The following is an 18,879-nucleotide window of genomic DNA, read 5'->3' as shown; positions in this document are numbered from 1 at the left end:
TTAGTTTTTAGAATCTACGATTAATGTTACATGGTTGCTGCGCTTACGTACTTTGTAGCCACGACCTTGTGGTGCAGGGCGCATACGCTTTAATACTCTACCGCCGTCAACGAATACGGTCTTTACAATCAGACTACTGTCTGCAGCATTTGATCCGCTGTTTTTTTGCTCCCAGTTACTGATAGCGCTCTTCAACAACTTTGCCAATGGAGTGGCATTGTGCTGAGGATGATGCTCCAGAATAGCAAGTGCTTTTTCCACTTCCATTCCGCGGATCACATCGGCTAACAGGCGCATTTTACGCGGACCTGTTGGATAATTGTTCAGTTTAGCTACTGCTTCCATTTCTTTTTTTGTTTGATGTATGGGGATTAACCCTTACAGTTATTTTTAGTTCCTGCGTGTCCTCTGAAGTTTCTGGTAGGGGCAAATTCACCTAATTTGTGACCTACCATGAATTCTGTTACGTAAACAGGGATAAACTTGTTACCGTTGTGTACGGCGAAAGTATGTCCAACAAAATCAGGTGTGATAGTGCTGCGACGACTCCATGTTTTGATAACGTTTCTCTTTGCTTTTCCGTCGTTAATCGCAACTACTTTACCTTCTAGGTTAGCGTCTACGTAAGGACCTTTTTTAATCGAACGACCCATAATTATTTGAGTTTACTGGTCTATTAGTTATTTTAATTATTTCTTCTGGTTAAATTATTTAGCCAGCTTTTTACCGTTTCTGCGCTGGATGATTAACTTATCGCTACCTTTTCCTTTGGTACGTGTCTTCTCACCTTTTGCGTACTTACCGGTTCTGCTACGAGGATGTCCTCCGGAGGCTCTACCTTCACCACCACCCATCGGGTGATCTACAGGGTTCATCGCAACACCTCTTACGCGTGGACGAATACCCTTCCAACGATTCTTACCGGCTTTACCAGCAGTTTCAAGGTTATGGTCGCTGTTAGAAACCACACCAACGGTAGCATAACAGTTAATTAATACTTTTCTCAACTCACCAGAAGGCATTTTCAATACTGCGTATTTTTCTTCCTTGTTGGCTAACTGAGCAGAAGCACCAGCACTTCTTACCATTTTACCACCCTGACCAGGTTGCAATTCAATGTTGTGGATGATGGTACCCAAAGGCATGTTTTTCATAGCCAATGCATTTCCAACTTCAGGAGCAACCGCATCACCTGCAATTACAGTCTGACCCACCTGAATTCCCTGAGGAGCAATGATGTAGCGTTTTTCGCCATCAGTATATTGAACCAGTGCAATAAATGCAGTACGGTTTGGATCGTATTCAACAGATACAACTGTAGCAGCCATATCTCTCTTATTACGCTTGAAATCGATAATACGGTAGTGATGTTTGTTTCCACCACCCATGTAACGCATAACTCTACGACCCTGAGAGTTACGGCCAGCAGTGCTCTTTTGAGGCTCTAACAAACTCTTTTCAGGCTTATTAGTAGTAATCTCAGCATAAGCATTTCCAATTCTCCAACGAGTTCCTGCTGTGATTGGTTTGTACTTTTTTAGTGCCATTGTTTATTTTTTTGTGCGGAATTCTCAGCTCCGCTGCTATAAATTAAATATTTGCGTAAAGATCAATTGTTTCACCTTCTGCTACTGTTACAAACGCTTTCTTGTAAGCAGACTTCATTCCCTGAATAAAACCAGCTTTTGTGTAACGGGCTTTATTTTTTCCAGGAGCAACTGCAGTATTTACATCTACTACATGTACGCCGTAGAATTCCTCGATTGCTTTCTTGATCTCCAACTTGTTTGCCTTACGGTTTACCTTGAAAGCATATTTTCTTAGCGAATCTTGCTGAGCATTTGCTTTCTCGGTTAATATAGGCTTTATTAAAATTTCTGACTGTCTCATTTTGTATGATTGAAACGTTACTTAAATTAAGCTGCTGCTTCTTCTTCGTTGAAGATTTTCACAGTGTTCTCTGTTATTACTAATACATCTGCATTCATGATATCGTATGTATTGATGTCAGCTAACAAAGTGCTGCCAACATTTGGTACGTTACGAGAACTTAGATACAGATTATCGTTGTACTCAGGTAAAACAATGAGTGCTTTTTTATCAGCAACTTTCAAGTTACCCATGATGTCAACCAATTGCTTGGTTTTTGGAGCATCCATTTTAATTTCTTCTACCACTACAATAGCACTTTCTTTTGCTTTGTAACTTAAGGCAGAAATTTTAGCCAAATCCTTCACTTTACGGTTCAATTTGAAATCGTAAGCATGAGGCTTAGGTCCGAAAATGGTACCACCACCCTTGTATAAAGGGTTACGGATATTACCTTTACGAGAACCACCAGTTCCTTTTTGCTTGTGCAGCTTACGGCTTGCACCTTGCACTTCTGCACGGGTTTTAACCTTGTGCGTTCCGGAACGACGAGCGGCTAAGTATTGCTTAACGGCTAGATAGATAACGTGGTCGTTGGGTTCAATACCAAAGATTTCCTGTGGTAATTCAACCGTTCTACCGGTTTTCTGTCCTTTTATATCTAATACATCTACTTGCATGATCTTTCAATTAATCTGTCAATTAAACAGGGTGATTATTTCTGAATTAAAACGATAGAACCGTTGTGACCTGGAACAGATCCACTGATCAGGATATAGTTCTTTTCTGAAAATATTTTAACTACTTTCAAACCTTTCATTTTAACACGGTCTCCACCCATACGACCGGCCATTCTCATTCCTTTGAATACACGTGAAGGATAAGAAGATCCACCGATTGAACCTGGAGCACGCTGACGATCGTGCTGACCATGGGAAGCTTCACCCACACCAGAGAAACCATGACGCTTTACAACACCCTGGAAACCTTTACCTTTTGTGGTACCAACAACTTCAACAGTATCACCTTCAGAGAAGATATCTACTGTTACAGTTTCACCTAAATTCTTTTCTATTGAATAGTTGCGAAATTCTTTAACAAATTTCTTGGCTGTAGTCTGAGCCTTTGCGAAGTGATTGATTTCGGCTTTTGTAGCGTGCTTTTCTTTCTTGTCGCCGAATGCTAATTGTACTGCAGAATAACCATCAGTTTCCTGCGTCTTGATTTGAGTTACGGTATTCGGAGCAACTTCAATGATGGTACAAGCAGTTTGCTTTCCATCAGCGGCGAAGATGCTGGTCATGCCGATTTTTTTTCCAATAATTCCTTTCATCGTTTTGCGGTTTATGCCCCGCTCGGTTATGAGGACATCCCACCGATGAAGCGGGATTCAATCCTAGTTTGCTACCGACCTTTTCCTTTGTTTTCCTGCTTAAAACAAGAAGGGGAAGTACCGGTAGTAAACAAACCTCGAAGGGCCTGTTTATATGTTACCCATCAGTTTCATTGTGAAGCTGATGATTTATTTTTTAATCAGAGCTGCTTTCTCAGGGTTAAGCTGATTGGCAGATAATGTATTTAATAAGAACTAATGCTGTTTACTTTCAAACAGCGGCCTGATTTATCAAGCTTTAATTTCAACCTCAACACCAGATGGCAAATCTAATTTGCTCAACGCATCTACTGTTCTTGAAGAAGAAGTGTAGATATCCATTAGACGTTTGTGCGTTGCTAACTGGAATTGTTCACGGCTCTTCTTGTTTACGTGTGGTGAACGCAATACAGTGAAAATTTTCTTATGAGTAGGCAAAGGAATTGGACCTGTTACTACTGCACCTGTACTACGTACTGTCTTAACGATCTTCTCTGCAGATTTATCTACAAGATTGTGATCGTATGATTGTAATTTGATTCTGATTCGCTGAGACATAGTCAAAAACCAATTTTTACGTTGGGGTTGCAAAGGTAAGGAGCTGTAATTGAACAGACAAGTTTTTTATGTTTTTTTTCGCCTTTTTTGTGGATTTATTTTTTATTTTCTGGTAAAAAAGCTGGTTTTCCACAAAATTGGCCTTAATATTAAAACAAATTTTAATTTATTTGATGAGAATCCAGCCGATTCCGCACCACTTGAATCCGAAACCAAGCTAAGTACAACCACCATCTCCCCTATTCTATAATTTGAATTCCCCGACAAACTTTTCGCATCTGCGCAAAAAAACGCCCCGATAAATCGGGGCGCCTATTTCAAGTCAATTATAATTTAGACTAGATGAAATTATTCATCGTTCTTAACCTTACCCTTGTTCTTTGCCATTACTTCTTCGGCAACGTTATTAGGTGCTGGATTGTAATGAGAGAACTCCATGGTAGAAGTTGCACGACCAGAGCTTAAAGAACGCAATTGGGTTACATAACCAAACATTTCGCTCAATGGAACTTTAGCCTTGATTACCTGAAGGTTGGCACGGCTGTCCATACCTTCCAGCATACCACGACGACGGTTCAAGTCACCGGTAACATCACCCATGTACTGGTCTGGAGTAAGTACTTCCACTTTCATGATTGGTTCAAGCAAAGTAGGCTTTGCTTTACGTCCTGCTTCACGGAATCCGGACTTAGCACACAATTCAAAGCTCATTGCATCAGAATCCACATCATGGTAGCTACCATCAAATACACGGATTTTCATGTTGTTAACAGGGTAACCTGCCAAAACACCTGTACTCATTGCAGTTTCAAAGCCCTTGGTAATAGCTGGTACAAATTCTTTAGGAATAGATCCACCAAATAAGTCGTTTACAAACTGGAAGCTCTTTCCTTCGTTTGCTGCCAACCACTCTTCATCAGCTGGTCCAATTTCAAACTGAATATCGGCGAACTTACCACGACCTCCGGACTGCTTCTTCAATACTTCTCTGTGCTGAATAGTAGTTCCGAAAGATTCTTTGTAAGCTACCTGAGGAGCACCCTGGTTAACTTCAACTTTAAACTCACGACGCATACGGTCAATGATGATTTCAAGGTGTAATTCACCCATACCACGAAGGATGGTCTGACCTGTATCTTCATCTGTATTTACACGTAAGGTAGGATCTTCTTCTACTAGTTTGGCAATTGCCATACCCATTTTATCAACGTCAGCCTGAGTTTTAGGTTCAACTGCAATCGCAATTACCGGCTCAGGGATGAACATATTTTCCAACGTAATAGGATGGTTTTCATCACAAAGGGTATCACCTGTTTTGATTTCTTTGAAACCTACAGCAGCACCAATATCACCCGCTTCAATAAAGTCAATTGGATTTTGCTTGTTGGCAAACATTTTCATGATACGGCTGATACGCTCTTTCTTTCCGCTTCTTACGTTTAATACATAAGAACCTGCATCCAAATGACCAGAGTAGCAACGGAAGAAAGCCAGACGACCAACGAAAGGATCGGTCATGATTTTGAAAGCCAATGCAGCGAATGGTTCTTTAGCGCTAGGCTTTCTGGTGATGGTTTCACCTGTATTAGGATCAGTACCTACGGTATCTTCAATATCAACTGGAGAAGGCAGGTATCTACAAACAGCATCTAATGCAGTTTGTACTCCCTTGTTCTTGAATGAAGATCCACACATCATTGGAACGATGCTTAAATCGATACAAGCTTTACGGATGGCTTCGTGAACCTCAGCTTCAGAAATTGAATCTGGATTGTCAAAGAATTTCTCCATTAGGTTGTCATCGTATTCAGCAACTGCTTCAATCAGGTTTTGTCTCCAATGCATTACATCTTCCAGCATATCAGCTGGAACATCAATCTCATCAAAAGTCATTCCCTCTGTTTCAGCATGCCATACAATACCCTTCATTTTAATAAGGTCAACAACCCCTTTAAAATTATCTTCAGCACCAATTGGCAACTGCAACGGAACTGCTTTCGCACCCAACATTTCTTTCACCTGGTTAACCACATTTAAGAAATCGGCACCAGCACGGTCCATTTTGTTTACGAAACCAATACGGGGAACTTTATAACGATTCGCTTGACGCCAAACGGTTTCAGACTGAGGCTCTACACCATCTACTGCAGAGAACAATGCAATCAAACCATCCAATACACGCATAGAACGCTCTACTTCTACAGTAAAGTCCACGTGTCCGGGAGTATCGATGATGTTGAAATAATAAGACTTGGTTTCAGGAGTAGACTTTCCCAATACAGTAGGGAAATTCCACTGACAGCTTACCGCTGCAGAGGTAATAGTAATACCTCTTTCCTTTTCCTGCTCCATCCAGTCGGTAGTAGCACCACCATCGTGTACTTCACCAATCTTGTGGATCATACCAGTGTAGCGCAAAATACGCTCGGTGGTAGTGGTTTTACCGGCATCAATGTGAGCGGCAATACCAAAGTTTCGTTGAAATTTCAAATCAGCCATATAGTATTCTTATTTTTTTAGAGGCCGCAAAGGTACAGATAATCCCGAACCAACAAAGGTTTCAGCCCCATTTATTTGTTTTGGGGATAAAATATTGAATAATTACATAATTCGGTCTGCCGGGTAAAGTATAGATCTGCGAAGCAAGCGGATTTTAAACAAGCAGAAAGAGTTAAAGATTCCGTAAGCTCCAAAAACAAAAAAGCCCCGAAAAATTCGGGGCTCTGTGAAATTTTATATGCTTACACTTTAAAGTGTGAGAATGCCTTGTTGGCTTCAGCCATACGGTGTGTATCTTCTTTCTTTTTGAAAGCGGCACCTTCACCTTTAGCAGCTGCCATGATTTCATTAGACAACTTATCTGCCATAGTACGACCGTTTCTTTCGCGGCTGTAGCGGATTAACCACTTCATGCTCAAAGAGATTTTACGGTCAGGGCGAACTTCAGAAGGAATCTGGAAAGTAGCACCACCGATTCTGCGGCTTCTTACTTCAACGGCAGGAGTTACGTTGGCAATGGCTTTTTTCCATACCTCGTATCCATCTTCACCAGTTGCTTTTGTTATTTTGTCAACTGCATCATAGAAAATGTTGATAGCAGTACTTTTTTTACCATCCCACATCAAATTGTTGATGAAGCGGGTTACCATTTTGTCGTTAAAGCGACCGTCAGGCGCTAAGGGTAATTTTTTGGCTTGTGCTTTACGCATTGTTTAATTTTTAAAAGGGACTGAAGGTCTTCAAGTATTAAAACTTTACTCAGTCGCTATAGTGAATAAAACTATTTCTTAGCTTTTTCTTTCTTAGTACCATACTTGGAACGGCTCTGCTTACGGTCTTTTACACCAGCAGTATCCAAACTACCACGTACAATATGGTAACGTACACCCGGTAAGTCTTTAACACGACCACCACGGATAAGTACAATTGAGTGCTCCTGTAGGTTGTGGCCTTCACCTGGGATATAGGCGATAACCTCAACTTTATTGGTCAAACGCACTTTCGCTACTTTACGCAAAGCAGAGTTTGGTTTTTTAGGAGTAGTAGTATATACACGAGTACATACACCACGACGCTGAGGACAAGCATCCAAAGCTCTAGACTTACTCTTAGCCCTGATAATTTCGCGGCCTTTTCTAACTAATTGTTGTATTGTAGGCATTATAAACCATTTAAAATTTCGGACGGCAAAGGTAATGGCTCTAAATGAGAATCCAAAATGTTTTCCAAAAAAAAGTATTTCTACGGGCAAAAAAAAGGGATTTAGCCCAATTTTCACCCCCCTATTGTTTATAAACCAAATATAACCTTGCTTTACAGAGTAGCCCCGCAAAGCCCCCAGCCCAAGTTATGAAGCAATCTTTATGCTTATGGCTCTTGGTATTTCAAGCAGTCTATAGTCCCTTACGTGCACAATCCGGAAGCAGCCTGATTTATTCCCAGGCCAATGTTATTTATCAGCAAAATTTTAACGGCCTGCCTTCGAGTGGCAGTTTTGTTTTAGTGGGGAAAGGCCCCCACGCTTTTTTAAGTACACCTTTTGCTATTTCTTCAATGGCCGGCTGGGAAATGATACAGCGTTCCGGCAGCAGTTTAAATGCAGTTTTTTCAATTGGCACTGGCAGTTCAACGGCAGCAGGCACCTACAGTGTGGGAAACACAAACAACGACCGGGCATTGGGAACCCAGTCTGCGGGTACTGGCATTTATGCTGTTGGGTTGATTATAACCAATCAAACAGGAAAGACACTCCATACAATCAATGGATCTTTTACTGCGGAACAATGGCGTAAAGGAGGATCGGGCAATACAAATACCTGGACAGGTAAAATCGGAACCGGCGTATTCAACGGCATAAATGCCAGCTTACTTAGTGCAGCACCTTCTCTTAACTTTAACTCTATACAAAGCAGTACCGGTGCTGGAAGTCTTAACGGCAACAATCCGGAAAATCAATCCATCATTCAATTTAATATTGGTGGGTTAACATGGAAAAACGGGGAACAGCTGGTGCTTCTTTGGGAGGATTCAGATGAAGGAGGCGGTGATGATTTAATGGCAATAGATGATTTTAGTTTTAAGGCAGATTCAGACAGTTCAGCGAATAATCAAGTACTGATAGATAGTCTGCATTCAACTACTTCCGGCGTTACCAATGCAGACACTATTCAATACGCATTCAAACCCAGCGGGGACATCACAGGACTGAGCACTCAGAATTTTGTACTGCACACCCAGGGACTGGGCAATGCTGCTATAACAGAAGTAACCGGATCGGGTACAGACTATCATATAAAAATTTTTACAGGAAATGGAGAGGGAAAAATGGTATTGGGTATTAACAATAACGACAACCTGATTCCAGGGTTGGCAGGACTCCCCTTTTTCAGCATTGATACGCAATTGATTGATAAAATAAAACCCATTCAAATTAGCCTGATACCTTTGAATGACTCAATTCTCAAAAAAGGAGATACGTTAACACTACAACTCAGTTTCAATGAATCCGTTCATCTTGACTCATTGTCCCCCTTGCAATCCATTCCCATACAAATCAGTAACCAGATTAAACAGGCATCTTACTGGAAAGGGAATCATTCTAATAATTTGTTCTTTAGGTATATCATAGAATCAACTGATAAAGACCTGGATGGAATTCAACTGGCCGGTTCATACAATCCAACACAAATTGTCATAAAGGACCCTGCGGAAAATAGCAGCGAATTATCGGTAACCTCCGGCTCAATTCAACATATACGCATCAACGGAATTCCCATTCATTATCAAAACGACGGGGATAGCACTGTTTTACAGTGTAATACAAGAGACAGTATAGACATCGCCCCTATTCTGGCAATAGACAGTACTGGTAACGGTGAAATATTAACCTGGAAAATAACAGAGGGTTCAGTCAGATGGAATGGCAATCAATCCAGTTTTACTAAAATCAGTGAAGGAGGTATCATGCAACCTGCATCTATCAAATATGCTGTTGCCAACATACAGTCTGCCGATAGCATTCTTGTTTCTGTTTCCAATGGTTTTACAGACACACAAAAAAAATAAAGCTGGAATCTCTAAGCTGGATAGGGTCTACAGACAGCAACTGGCACAATCCACTCAATTGGTGTAATGCACTGATACCCGACAGTAATGCCTATGTTACCATTGGCCCTAATACGCCGTATCAGCCGAATATTCTACAGAAGCATATTATCAAAAATCTTTGGATGGCTTCTGGAGCAAAACTAAATATTACCGGGACCCTTCAGGTTTTAGGTGAATTACTGGCTGATAGTGCCAGCATTGAAGCCAAAAACGGCAATATTGAACTGAACGGAGTAGTTGCGCAACAACTCAATGGCAATATTTTCAAAAATAAGACCATCGGAAGCCTGATTGTTAATAACAATATTACACTGTTGAATCCTCTGTATATTAATGAATCGTTACAATTAAAATCTGGAAATTTTTTAACCAACAATCAGTTGTATTTTAATGCATCTGCCATCATCAGTCCTGCTGCACAGGGAGCTACACTAAGCGGAAATGTATTTGTAGCCAATACCTTTAAACAAAAGAACTCAGGTATATATTTGGCAGGGCATCCGTTTACTGATTCTTTATCCTTGCAGCAATGGGTCAACACACCAAACATCCACTGGAATAATGCTGTTTTAAATACAGATAGTTTCTCTATAGAAGCGGGCTGGCAGACACTTGCTCAGGGAAATGAAAACCTTTGGAAACAACAACAGGGAATTCGATGGAATATTGGCAACAATGAAGATAAGACCAGCTGGGCCGATTACTTTAGAGGCAATATCCTTGTGGGCAATTATATGAAAAATCTGTCCTCTGCTGGAAATGGATTTCAGCTGGTAAGTAATCCCTATCTCAGTCCAATCAATTCCACATTAATTGTGAAAGGGAACTCCATACAAAACTACAAGTATGTATGGGACAGTCAACTTGGAAATGCAGGTGGGTATACTACAATTCCATACAATCAGAAGTATATTTTAAATCCATTTGAAGCAATCATTTTACAAACAGATAGTATTTCCGGAAATGAATTACTATTTAGTGAAGCATCAAAATCAAATGAATGGAACAATGGAAAAATAGAGGAATTTAAAGAATTGAATGGCTACTATGCCAATATACAGCTCTACTATAATCAACAACTACAAGACAGGTTAATCATACGTGAACAAGGCAATGCCAAAAATGGGAAAGACCAATTTGATGCAGGCAAACTGTTAAATCCAGGGGTAAATATTTTCAGCTATTCCGCTGACAATAAAAAATTGGCGGTTGATAGCCGTGTGTTTAGTGAACAAACCAGAATACCAATTGAGCTTTCTAATTTAACGAATGGAACCTATCAGCTAAAAATAGCAGATGCTTACATGCCCGGTTCCCTGAAATTGGTTTTGTACGATACTTATTCCAATCAACAATTAGAACTATTGAAAGACAGCAGCATACGTTTTGATATAAATTCAGACAGTTCCAGCAGAAGTAATCAACGTTTCTATATTGCAAAATGGGCGCCAAGAGCAATAATACCCCTGGCAAATCTGCTAACAGTTAAAATATATCCTAATCCTTCAAGTTCTGAACTGAATGTTATTATTAACGCGGCAGTACCAGCAAACAGTGTCTTACGAATATTCAATATGGAGGGAACCCTTCTCAAAACAATTGCAGCCGGTACCATGCAGCAAGGCTTCATCCGCGTACCCATCGGGAACCTAGTCAATGGCCAATATCTATTACAGATAACCAGTGGTATTCATCAGCAGAATATTCCGTTCTTTAAGCAATAAATCAGGTTAGGACTATAATTCAAAAATTACGGCACTATAATGGTTGAATACAGTCAAAAAAGAAAAGCCCCGGGAAAACCCAGGGCTTTTTTGTTATTATTCCTGCCTCGTCCTAAAATAAGTTGACACAAAAGTTGACTTATGCAGAGTAACAATTATTTAAAGAGAACCCAAAGGGACTACAGCTTATCCTTTAAACTTCAGGTAGTTGATGAAGTTGAAAAAGGGCACTTAACCTGGAAACAGAGTCAAAAGAAGTATGGCATCCAGGGAAGAAGTACCGTTTTGGTATGGTTAAGAAAACACGGAACTTTAGATTGGACTAGTAAATCTCCCATGAAAAAGAAAGCACCACCGAAGACGTACATATCGCAATTGGAATCAAAGATCAAACGGCTTGAAGCAGAGAAAGAGATATTAAATAGAGCCATAGATATTGCCGATGATATGTTCGATACTGAGATTAGAAAAAAGTTCTTACCCCTGTCACAAGCAGCTTCCGACAAACAGGGGGAAAAAGAAGAGAATACAGCGTCGGAAGAATAGCATTAGTCTTAGGTTACAGTCGTCAAAATGTATACAAGCAGCAAAAAGATAGGATAAAAAAGACGTTAACACTAGAGGCTGTCAAAAAGCTAGTGGATAGGGAAAGAAAACAACTGCCTAGAATTGGAACGCGCAAAGTATACTATCTGATTAAAGAAGATTTACAGAAGAATGGACTGAAGTTTGGTCGGGATAAGCTCTTTGGCTTAATGCGTCATTATGGGTTACAAATCAATCCCCGTAGGCGCTACACACAAACAACCATGAGTAAACATTGGCTAAGAAAATGGCCTAATCAAATCAAGGGGAAAACAATAAATCATCAGGATGAAGTTTGGGTAAGCGATATAACATACATCAAGACAGAACAAGGAAATTGTTATTTGAACATGATAACGGATGCCTACAGCAGAAAAATCATGGGCTATGCTGTTGAAGATAATATGGAAACCGAAAGTATGATTGAAGCCTTGAAAATGGCTGTAACACAACGAAACAACCCAAGTATGTCAACCATCCATCATTCAGACAGAGGATTGCAATATTGTAGCAAGGAATATGTGCTAATGACAGCAAAAAATAATATACAATTAAGCATGACAGAAAATGGAGACCCTTACGAAAATGCATTAGCCGAAAGAATGAACCGTACCATAAAAGAAGAATTTGGAATGGATCGGAAATTGAAAAGTAAAGAACAGGTCAAACAGTTAGTTCAAGAAAGTGTATTTTTATATAACAACAAAAGACCACATCTAGCACTTCAAATGAAAACGCCAGATCAGGTCTACAACAAAAAAATCCCGGCTACCTGAGGCAACCGGGACTTATTTTAAAACTGTCAACCTATTTCAGGACAATTCATCCTCATGAAATCATTTATACGGGCAACATCCATCCGTATTTGTCTTCGGTTTTTCCCTGACGGATTTCGTTTAATCTTTGTTTTAAAGCTGGAGCAACCGTCCATTTTTCGGTATCAAAGAACATGGATTCATCTTTATAACGCAACTCTTTTATCAGAGAGATAGTTGCAGCAGTTCCAGCTCCAAATACTTCTCTTAACTGACCTGCTTTATACGCTTCCATCAATTCATCAATAGATATTTTTCTTTCCACTACTTCCAGTCCCATTTCTTCCAATAGGGTAAGTGAGCTCATCCGGGTAATACCTGCAAGAATAGTTCCCTCTTCCAGAGAAGGAGTTACTGCCTGATTACCGATAATGAAAAATACATTCATCATGCCAACTTCCTGTAAATACTTATGTTCAAAAGCGTCTGTCCATAGTACCTGATCGTATCCCATTTCCTTTGCCAGATTGGTCGGGTACATGCTGGAACCATAGTTACCTGCATTCTTAGAGTATCCCACTCCCCCAGCAACTGCACGTGTGTATTTTTCTTCCACAAAAATCCGCATAGGTGTACTGAAATAAGGCCCAGTTGGGCTTAAAATAATCATGAATTTATAAGAATCAGAAGGCTTTACACCCAATACTGCATCAGTAGCAAACATAAAAGGTCTGATATACAAGGAATGATCCGGCATGGAAGGAATCCAGTTGCGGTCTAATTTAACCAGGGCTTTCATCCCATCTATAAAAATTTCTTCCGGAACAGTTGGCATCTGCATTCTTGTAGCAGAAATATTGAAACGTTTAAAATTTTCATACGGTCTGAAAATGGCGGCTTCTCCCTCCTCGTTCTTATAGGCTTTAATCCCTTCAAAAATAGACTGACCATAATGTATAGCAGCCAATGACGGATCCATTGACAATGCTTCATAGGGTCTTATTTCAACATTCTTCCATACTCCATTACTGTAGTCAGCTACCAACATATGATCGGTAAACACTCTGCCAAAAGGGATATTCTCTAAACTAATCGTATCTAACTTAGACTTTTCTGCTCTCTTAATGTTTATGTCTAGTACTGCGTTCATAGTTTTATATTTGGCGCAAAGAAACAAAAAAAATAAAAACTAACAACTGTTAATATTTAAACGGAGTAACCATGGCTGAACAACTACCCGATTTTGTGTTGGCGCAACTTTACCCATCAAGCCTGGTGATTGTTGAAACGGAAGAGGCAAAACCAAAGCCAGTACTGGATCAGGCAGTTTCAAAACAAATACAGCACTCCGCTTCAACAGAATCGCAAACAGCGGAAATTAAAACAACTGGTGATACTGACAATCTATCCAATCTTGCAACAACTTTAACAGATGAACCTTTTCTGCCCAAACAACCATTGCCTTTAAAAGAAAGACCAGAAAACTGGTATTTAGGAAAAAATGCAAAAAACATTACGATACTGGTACATGAAACAGATGCTGTATTCCTGAATGATGCGAACCTGGATTTTCTTACCAAAATACTTGGGGCCTGTAAGTTGAATATGGGCGATGTAGCTGTTATTAATACTGCGAGATATTTAGCACTGTTTCCCGAAATCAAAAAGGAACTCACTCCTTCTACTTATATATTGTTTGGCGTTAAAACAACGGATATTCAACTTCCTTTTATGATACCTGATTACCAAATTCAGCCTTACGATCAAAGTAAATTTTTGGCAGCACCGTCGTTTGACCAATTTGCCGGTGATCATGCAGAAGCCAAATTAGAAAAAACCAAACTTTGGGTAAGTTTAAAAACCTTGTTCAATATATAATTGATTATGCCAACTGAAATTATCTTTGCAACCAATAATGCCAACAAGGTAAAAGAGATCAAAGCTGTTACCGGTAACCTGTTGACTATTTTGTCTTTGGAAGAAGCCGGAATACTTATTGATATTCCGGAACCTCACGACACACTTGAAGCAAATGCCAGCGAAAAATCCAAAGTGATTCATCAATTAACAGGAAAAAACTGTTTCAGCGAAGATACCGGATTGGAAGTGGAAGCACTCAATGGTGCACCTGGCGTTAAAAGTGCCAGATATGCAGGAGACACCAGAAACTTTCAGGCAAATATTGATTTGTTATTAAACAATCTGGAAGCCCATGCCAATAAAAAAGCACAATTCAGAACAGTCATTTCCTTAATCTGGAATAACCAGGAATATTTATTTGAGGGAATCTGTAAAGGTCAGATTACACATCAGGCAAAAGGCATATCAGGATTTGGTTACGACCCTGTTTTCATTCCGCTTGGTACTGATAACACTTTTGCAGAAATGAGCATGGAAGAAAAAAACCTATACAGTCACAGAAAGAAAGCCATGCAAGCGCTACTTGATTTTTTTAACCAAGTTGGCGTTTTATAATTCAAATTATCATTGTTTTATGAATCGCATCAAAATCAATCTTCCGGAAAAGTTCAGCTTTTCAACTCATCTACAGATAAGAATAACCGACCTTAATTATGGCGGACATGTTGGTAATGATACAGTCCTATCCATCTTGCAGGAAGCCAGACAACAGTTCTTACAATCCCGTGGCTACGCTGAATTACAGGTTGAAGAATATGGATTGATTATGGCTGATGCGATGGTGGAATACAAAAAAGAAATGAATCACTTAGATCAGATTAAAATTGAAATTGTTGCCACCGATTTCGACAAAATGGGATTTGATTTATACTACAGGGTGATGATTCAAAAAAACGGGGAGGAAATTTTAGCCGTAAGAGCAAAAACCGGCATGATGCTGTTTGATTACCAATTGGGCAAAAAAGTTTCCATGACCGAAAAAATCATATCTGTTTTACAATAATCCGATTGTATTCAATCATTCAATTTTGAGTTAAGAATTCCAGATACGCCAGCTCTCTTCCGCTTGTAAAACAAGCATCTCATACCCATTTTGTACAGTAGCCCCTTGCTGCTTCCCTAATTCCATGAAGCGGGTTGTTTCGGGGTTGTAAATTAAATCGTATAAATGGTGATTGGGTCCAAGTAATTCATAAGGTATATCCGGCGAAGCAGTTAAATGAGGATACTGGCCTACCGGACTGGTATTGATTATTAAAGTGTACTTGCTTAAAAAAACAGCATCCAGCTGCTGGTACTGAATGGTCTGCTCGCCACTGTTACGGGAAACAAACAAATAGGAAATCTGAAGCTTTCTCAATACATAGGCAACAGCAGCAGCAGCTCCACCTGTTCCCAAAATCAATGCATGAGTATGAGAAGGTTTTAAGAAAGGCTGTAAGGATTGTTCAAAGCCAATAATATCTGTATTATATCCATAAAGCTTATTGTTTTTAATCTGCACACAGTTGCAGGCACCCATTTCCTTTACAGCATCGTTCATCTCATATAAAAAACGCATGATTTGTTTTTTGTACGGAATAGTAACATTGAATCCTCTTACATCAGGATATTTCTGTAACAATGCAGGAAACGCGTCTATTGATGGAACTTCAAAATTCTGATATGCATGCGATTCGGTTAACCCCAATTCTTTAAACTTCTCAGAAAAATATCGTTGCGAAAAAGAATGAGTTAACGGATATCCTAATAATCCATAAAGCTGCATACTAGGCTTTGTCTAAATAAAGATGAAAAGTGTCTCCTCTAAGTCCAATACGCATGGCTTCTAATGGCAATACTTCGTTTGGCGCTATATTTCCCAGGTTCACATTGCAGCCTATCAATTCAAGAAAGTACAATTGCTGTGCTTTCTGGGGTGCTTCCCAAATAATTTTATCCGCAGGAATCTGGGTTAAAATTTCCTGTACCAACCCTTCTCTAACTTCACCACTGCCCCGGTAAATTCCTACATTTCCGGCTTCTCTGGCTTCTGCAATAACATAGGAGGAACCTGCTTCTAACTCAGCTCTCATCAATTCAATCCATTTATAGGGGGGTATAATATGTGCAGCGTCTTTGCTACCCACTTCACTCAACACAGTGGCATATTGGGTAAGTTTTTCTATATAACCACATTTTTCAGCATGTGGTATGGTGATAGAACCATCGGATACTTCAATATAACTTACCCCATATTCCTTACATACTTCAACATAGTCATCAAACTGATTCCTAATCAGAAATGCTTCAAACAAAGTACCCCCAAAATAAACGGGCATATTGGCTTCACGGTAAACGGCTAATTTTTCCTTCAAGTTTGGCGTTACAAATGAAGTTCCAAACCCAAGCTTTACAATGTCAACATGAGGACCAGCTACACTTAAAAAGTCTTTAACCTGATTGATGCTTAACCCTTTATCCATCACCATAGTTAATCCTGAGGTTCTGGGTTGTTGGGTACGTTCCGGAATTTGTGAAAGTCTGTAGTTCATTCGAAGATCATTATTGAACAACAAAAATACATATTTATATTTTCTTTCCTTTCTTGTATCTGGCTACAATATCAACGACCTGGTTATTTTGTAATACAGATGGATTTAAGTCCAGTAATTTTTTAAGCAGTTTGGGAGATTTCTCCATTCCAGCTTCCAGTTTCAGCAACGCTTCTTTGGTTCTGCCCAATTCAAGTAATATGGCTGTGGCATAATAATAAAAAACCGGCTTCTCCCCTGTAGCCATAAATGCTGCAATACATTGCTCGTAGGCTTCTTCAAGCATGTCAGCATTTATAAGACATCTTAACAAAGCTTCCCAACCGGCAACTGATTTGCTTTTGTGTTTTACAGCAGTCCCAAAATAAATAATGGCATCTTTGAATTTCCCCAGATTCATCATACACTCTCCCATCGCCAGGTTATATTCGGGAATAGTACGGTTCATACGCATGGCATTCTCCAATTGCTTTGCTGCAGCCTGCCATTGCTCTTCCAGCATATAAGTAACAGCAATTTTATAATGAAGCTTACTATCGCCAGCATTCAGGTGTACTGCTTTTTTATAATTAAACCTCGCCTGAGCATATTTACCCATCCGATGATAACAATGTCCAATGGCTTCATAAATTACATCTTCAGGTCTGCTTAGTTCCAATACTTTCTCCAGCACTTCAATGGCTTCTTTGTATTTGCGCAACCGCAGATAGGCATCTCCCATATTGCGGTAAGCATAATCAAATTTTTCATCGATGGCTACTGCATACTGATAGGCATCTATGGCTTTTTCATACAGTTTTAATCCCTGGAAAGCGGCGGCCAAATTAAACCAGGCAAGTTCACTAAAGGGGTTTTCTTCTATAATAGACTGGTGCAATTTGATACTCTCTTCGTTCCTTCCTGTAAAATCTGTCCAGAAACAGATTTTATACAAAGCTTCTTCATTATTGGGATCTTCCTCTAAAATGAGTTGAAGGCAATCAAAAACCTTGTCAAATTCCTCATAATCATCGTACACATCGGCCAGCTCAAACAATAAATCAAGCCTTTCTTCTCCATCAAATAACTGCAATGCAGATTCTAACAATTCAGCCGCTTTGGCTGGCTGGTCCAACGCCAGATAGGCGTCTGTTTTCAATATGAATAAATTCAGGTCTGTACTATCAAAAAGTTCAGCTGTCTCCAGCAGACTTAAAGCCTCCTTGTATTTTCGGGTTGCCAGTAATAAATCAGCCTTTTTTATCATTAGACTCGCTGAATAGGGAAACTGTTCCAGCCCCATATCTGCTGCCTCCATTGCTTCCTGCAAGTCGTCTTTTTCGTCGTAATAATCAATGATTCGCTCAAAAGCTTCTTCTTCTAAATATGGGTGGCTTCTACCATGTTTAAGATGCTGATACTGAATAATCAACTCTTTCAGTGCTTCCCTGTCTTCTCGATACGGATTATTGCTCATGGGTGAAGGTTTACCTAATTTATACAATTATTTGTACTTTTTTTGGTAAAAACCAAACTTTTTAGCCCTTATTAACGTTTGTTAATAAAAATAAATCGTTAAAATATTTAGGATATATCCTACCTTTGCCATATGTTAATGCAAAACAAATCCGTAAAAAAGACAATCCTGATGCTGGCAGTTTGCCTGCACCTGGTATTAGTTGCGGTTGCATTTACAGGAATTGTAGACGAAAAAACCAAAAACAGCAAGTTCACTTTGAACAGCCTGAACAAATATTCAAAGAAAGGGCTTTCCTTGTCAGCTATAAAATCGAATCTTAATTACAAAGGCTTAACACTTTCAAATAATAGCAGCAGTTTAATGAATGCAAATACTGAACTGAATAGCCTTTTGCAATACAACAATGGGAACACTTCTTATATCTATCCCTACAAGATAAAGGTGAAAGTTCCTAAATTCAAAGTTCCTGAAAATCGCAATTAAACTACCGTAATTC

22 protein-coding genes are annotated in these 18,879 nt (G+C 39.5%); 8 read left to right on the top strand and 14 right to left on the bottom strand.

The window, feature by feature from the left end; all coding sequences use genetic code 11:
* The 10 genes from rplV to rpsL form a co-directional block, all read right to left on the bottom strand.
* Positions 1 to 345 (bottom strand): 50S ribosomal protein L22, encoded by a 345-nt coding sequence (gene rplV, locus F777_RS0106910; RefSeq protein ID WP_051408487.1) that lies wholly within the window; start codon positions 343 to 345, stop codon positions 1 to 3.
* 26 nt (positions 346 to 371) lie between these two features.
* Complete coding sequence (gene rpsS, locus F777_RS0106905) at positions 372 to 653, bottom strand: 30S ribosomal protein S19 (protein WP_026751400.1); 282 nt, start codon at positions 651 to 653, stop codon at positions 372 to 374.
* A 54-nt stretch (positions 654 to 707) separates the two neighbouring features.
* Positions 708 to 1,547: a 50S ribosomal protein L2 gene (rplB, locus tag F777_RS0106900; RefSeq protein WP_026751399.1), complete on the bottom strand. Its 840-nt coding sequence runs from the start codon at positions 1,545 to 1,547 to the stop codon at positions 708 to 710.
* 43 nt (positions 1,548 to 1,590) lie between these two features.
* Positions 1,591 to 1,890, bottom strand: a complete 300-nt coding sequence (rplW, locus tag F777_RS0106895; RefSeq protein WP_026751398.1) for a 50S ribosomal protein L23 — start codon at positions 1,888 to 1,890, stop codon at positions 1,591 to 1,593.
* Positions 1,891 to 1,916: 26 nt separating this feature from the next.
* Positions 1,917 to 2,549 carry a 50S ribosomal protein L4 gene (rplD, locus tag F777_RS0106890; RefSeq protein ID WP_026751397.1) on the bottom strand — a complete coding sequence of 211 codons (633 nt, stop codon included), beginning with the start codon at positions 2,547 to 2,549 and terminating at the stop codon, positions 1,917 to 1,919.
* A 35-nt stretch (positions 2,550 to 2,584) separates the two neighbouring features.
* Positions 2,585 to 3,202, bottom strand: a complete 618-nt coding sequence (rplC, locus tag F777_RS0106885) for a 50S ribosomal protein L3 (protein WP_026751396.1) — start codon at positions 3,200 to 3,202, stop codon at positions 2,585 to 2,587.
* 291 nt (positions 3,203 to 3,493) lie between these two features.
* Entirely contained in the window at positions 3,494 to 3,799 is a 306-nt protein-coding gene (gene rpsJ / locus F777_RS0106880) for a 30S ribosomal protein S10 (protein ID WP_026751395.1), read from the bottom strand.
* Positions 3,800 to 4,147: 348 nt separating this feature from the next.
* Entirely contained in the window at positions 4,148 to 6,298 is a 2,151-nt protein-coding gene (gene fusA, locus F777_RS0106870) for an elongation factor G (protein ID WP_026751393.1), read from the bottom strand.
* A 242-nt stretch (positions 6,299 to 6,540) separates the two neighbouring features.
* Positions 6,541 to 7,008 (bottom strand): 30S ribosomal protein S7, encoded by a 468-nt coding sequence (gene rpsG, locus F777_RS0106865; RefSeq protein WP_026751392.1) that lies wholly within the window; start codon positions 7,006 to 7,008, stop codon positions 6,541 to 6,543.
* Between the two features lie 71 nt (positions 7,009 to 7,079).
* The gene (gene rpsL, locus F777_RS0106860) at positions 7,080 to 7,460 is read right to left on the bottom strand and encodes a 30S ribosomal protein S12 (protein WP_026751391.1); all 381 of its coding nucleotides are present in this window, start codon (positions 7,458 to 7,460) and stop codon (positions 7,080 to 7,082) included.
* 188 nt (positions 7,461 to 7,648) lie between these two features.
* On the opposite strand from rpsL, the gene F777_RS0106855 reads away from it, so the two are divergent.
* The 4 genes from F777_RS0106855 (at position 7,649) to F777_RS0106840 (ending at position 12,491) form a co-directional block, all read left to right on the top strand.
* Positions 7,649 to 9,364, top strand: coding sequence for a hypothetical protein (locus F777_RS0106855; protein ID WP_026751390.1), 1,716 nt, complete (start codon positions 7,649 to 7,651; stop codon positions 9,362 to 9,364).
* Positions 9,365 to 9,528: 164 nt separating this feature from the next.
* Entirely contained in the window at positions 9,529 to 11,130 is a 1,602-nt protein-coding gene (locus F777_RS0106850; protein WP_026751389.1) for a T9SS type A sorting domain-containing protein, read from the top strand.
* Positions 11,131 to 11,271: 141 nt separating this feature from the next.
* Complete coding sequence (locus F777_RS18570) at positions 11,272 to 11,676, top strand: hypothetical protein (RefSeq protein ID WP_026751388.1); 405 nt, start codon at positions 11,272 to 11,274, stop codon at positions 11,674 to 11,676.
* Complete coding sequence (locus F777_RS0106840) at positions 11,673 to 12,491, top strand: IS3 family transposase (protein ID WP_026751387.1); 819 nt, start codon at positions 11,673 to 11,675, stop codon at positions 12,489 to 12,491. Before F777_RS18570 ends, F777_RS0106840 begins: the two co-directional genes overlap by 4 nt.
* A 64-nt stretch (positions 12,492 to 12,555) precedes the next feature.
* Here F777_RS0106840 and F777_RS0106835 read toward each other — a convergent pair whose 3' ends face one another.
* Positions 12,556 to 13,620: a branched-chain amino acid aminotransferase gene (locus F777_RS0106835; RefSeq protein ID WP_026751386.1), complete on the bottom strand. Its 1,065-nt coding sequence runs from the start codon at positions 13,618 to 13,620 to the stop codon at positions 12,556 to 12,558.
* 71 nt (positions 13,621 to 13,691) lie between these two features.
* Here F777_RS0106835 and F777_RS0106830 point away from each other — a divergent pair, with 71 nt between their 5' ends.
* Genes F777_RS0106830 through F777_RS0106820 form a run of 3 tightly spaced genes read left to right on the top strand, consistent with a single transcriptional unit; the run spans position 13,692 to position 15,393 of the window.
* Positions 13,692 to 14,348 (top strand): hypothetical protein, encoded by a 657-nt coding sequence (locus tag F777_RS0106830; RefSeq protein WP_026751385.1) that lies wholly within the window; start codon positions 13,692 to 13,694, stop codon positions 14,346 to 14,348.
* A gap of 6 nt (positions 14,349 to 14,354) precedes the next feature.
* Complete coding sequence (gene rdgB / locus F777_RS0106825; RefSeq protein WP_026751384.1) at positions 14,355 to 14,945, top strand: RdgB/HAM1 family non-canonical purine NTP pyrophosphatase; 591 nt, start codon at positions 14,355 to 14,357, stop codon at positions 14,943 to 14,945.
* A gap of 19 nt (positions 14,946 to 14,964) precedes the next feature.
* The gene (locus F777_RS0106820; protein ID WP_026751383.1) at positions 14,965 to 15,393 is read left to right on the top strand and encodes an acyl-CoA thioesterase; all 429 of its coding nucleotides are present in this window, start codon (positions 14,965 to 14,967) and stop codon (positions 15,391 to 15,393) included.
* A gap of 30 nt (positions 15,394 to 15,423) precedes the next feature.
* On the opposite strand, the gene F777_RS0106815 is transcribed toward F777_RS0106820, so the two are convergent.
* The 3 genes from F777_RS0106815 to F777_RS0106805 are packed head-to-tail and all read right to left on the bottom strand — an operon-like array spanning position 15,424 to position 18,380.
* Positions 15,424 to 16,158 (bottom strand): shikimate dehydrogenase family protein, encoded by a 735-nt coding sequence (locus F777_RS0106815; protein WP_026751382.1) that lies wholly within the window; start codon positions 16,156 to 16,158, stop codon positions 15,424 to 15,426.
* A 1-nt stretch (position 16,159) separates the two neighbouring features.
* A complete protein-coding gene (locus F777_RS0106810) occupies positions 16,160 to 16,924 on the bottom strand; it encodes a phosphosulfolactate synthase (protein ID WP_026751381.1) in 765 nt (254 codons plus the stop codon).
* A gap of 34 nt (positions 16,925 to 16,958) precedes the next feature.
* Positions 16,959 to 18,380: a tetratricopeptide repeat protein gene (locus tag F777_RS0106805; protein ID WP_026751380.1), complete on the bottom strand. Its 1,422-nt coding sequence runs from the start codon at positions 18,378 to 18,380 to the stop codon at positions 16,959 to 16,961.
* A 132-nt stretch (positions 18,381 to 18,512) separates the two neighbouring features.
* Between F777_RS0106805 and F777_RS0106800 the strand changes: the two genes are divergently transcribed.
* Complete coding sequence (locus F777_RS0106800) at positions 18,513 to 18,866, top strand: hypothetical protein (RefSeq protein WP_026751379.1); 354 nt, start codon at positions 18,513 to 18,515, stop codon at positions 18,864 to 18,866.
* The last annotated feature ends 13 nt before the right edge of the window (positions 18,867 to 18,879 follow it).

It is taken from the genome of Sediminibacterium sp. C3, assembly GCF_000508085.1.
Lineage (GTDB): Bacteria > Bacteroidota > Bacteroidia > Chitinophagales > Chitinophagaceae > Sediminibacterium.
Note: the sequence above shows the minus strand (reverse complement) of the source record. Positions and strands in the feature narration are given on the sequence as shown.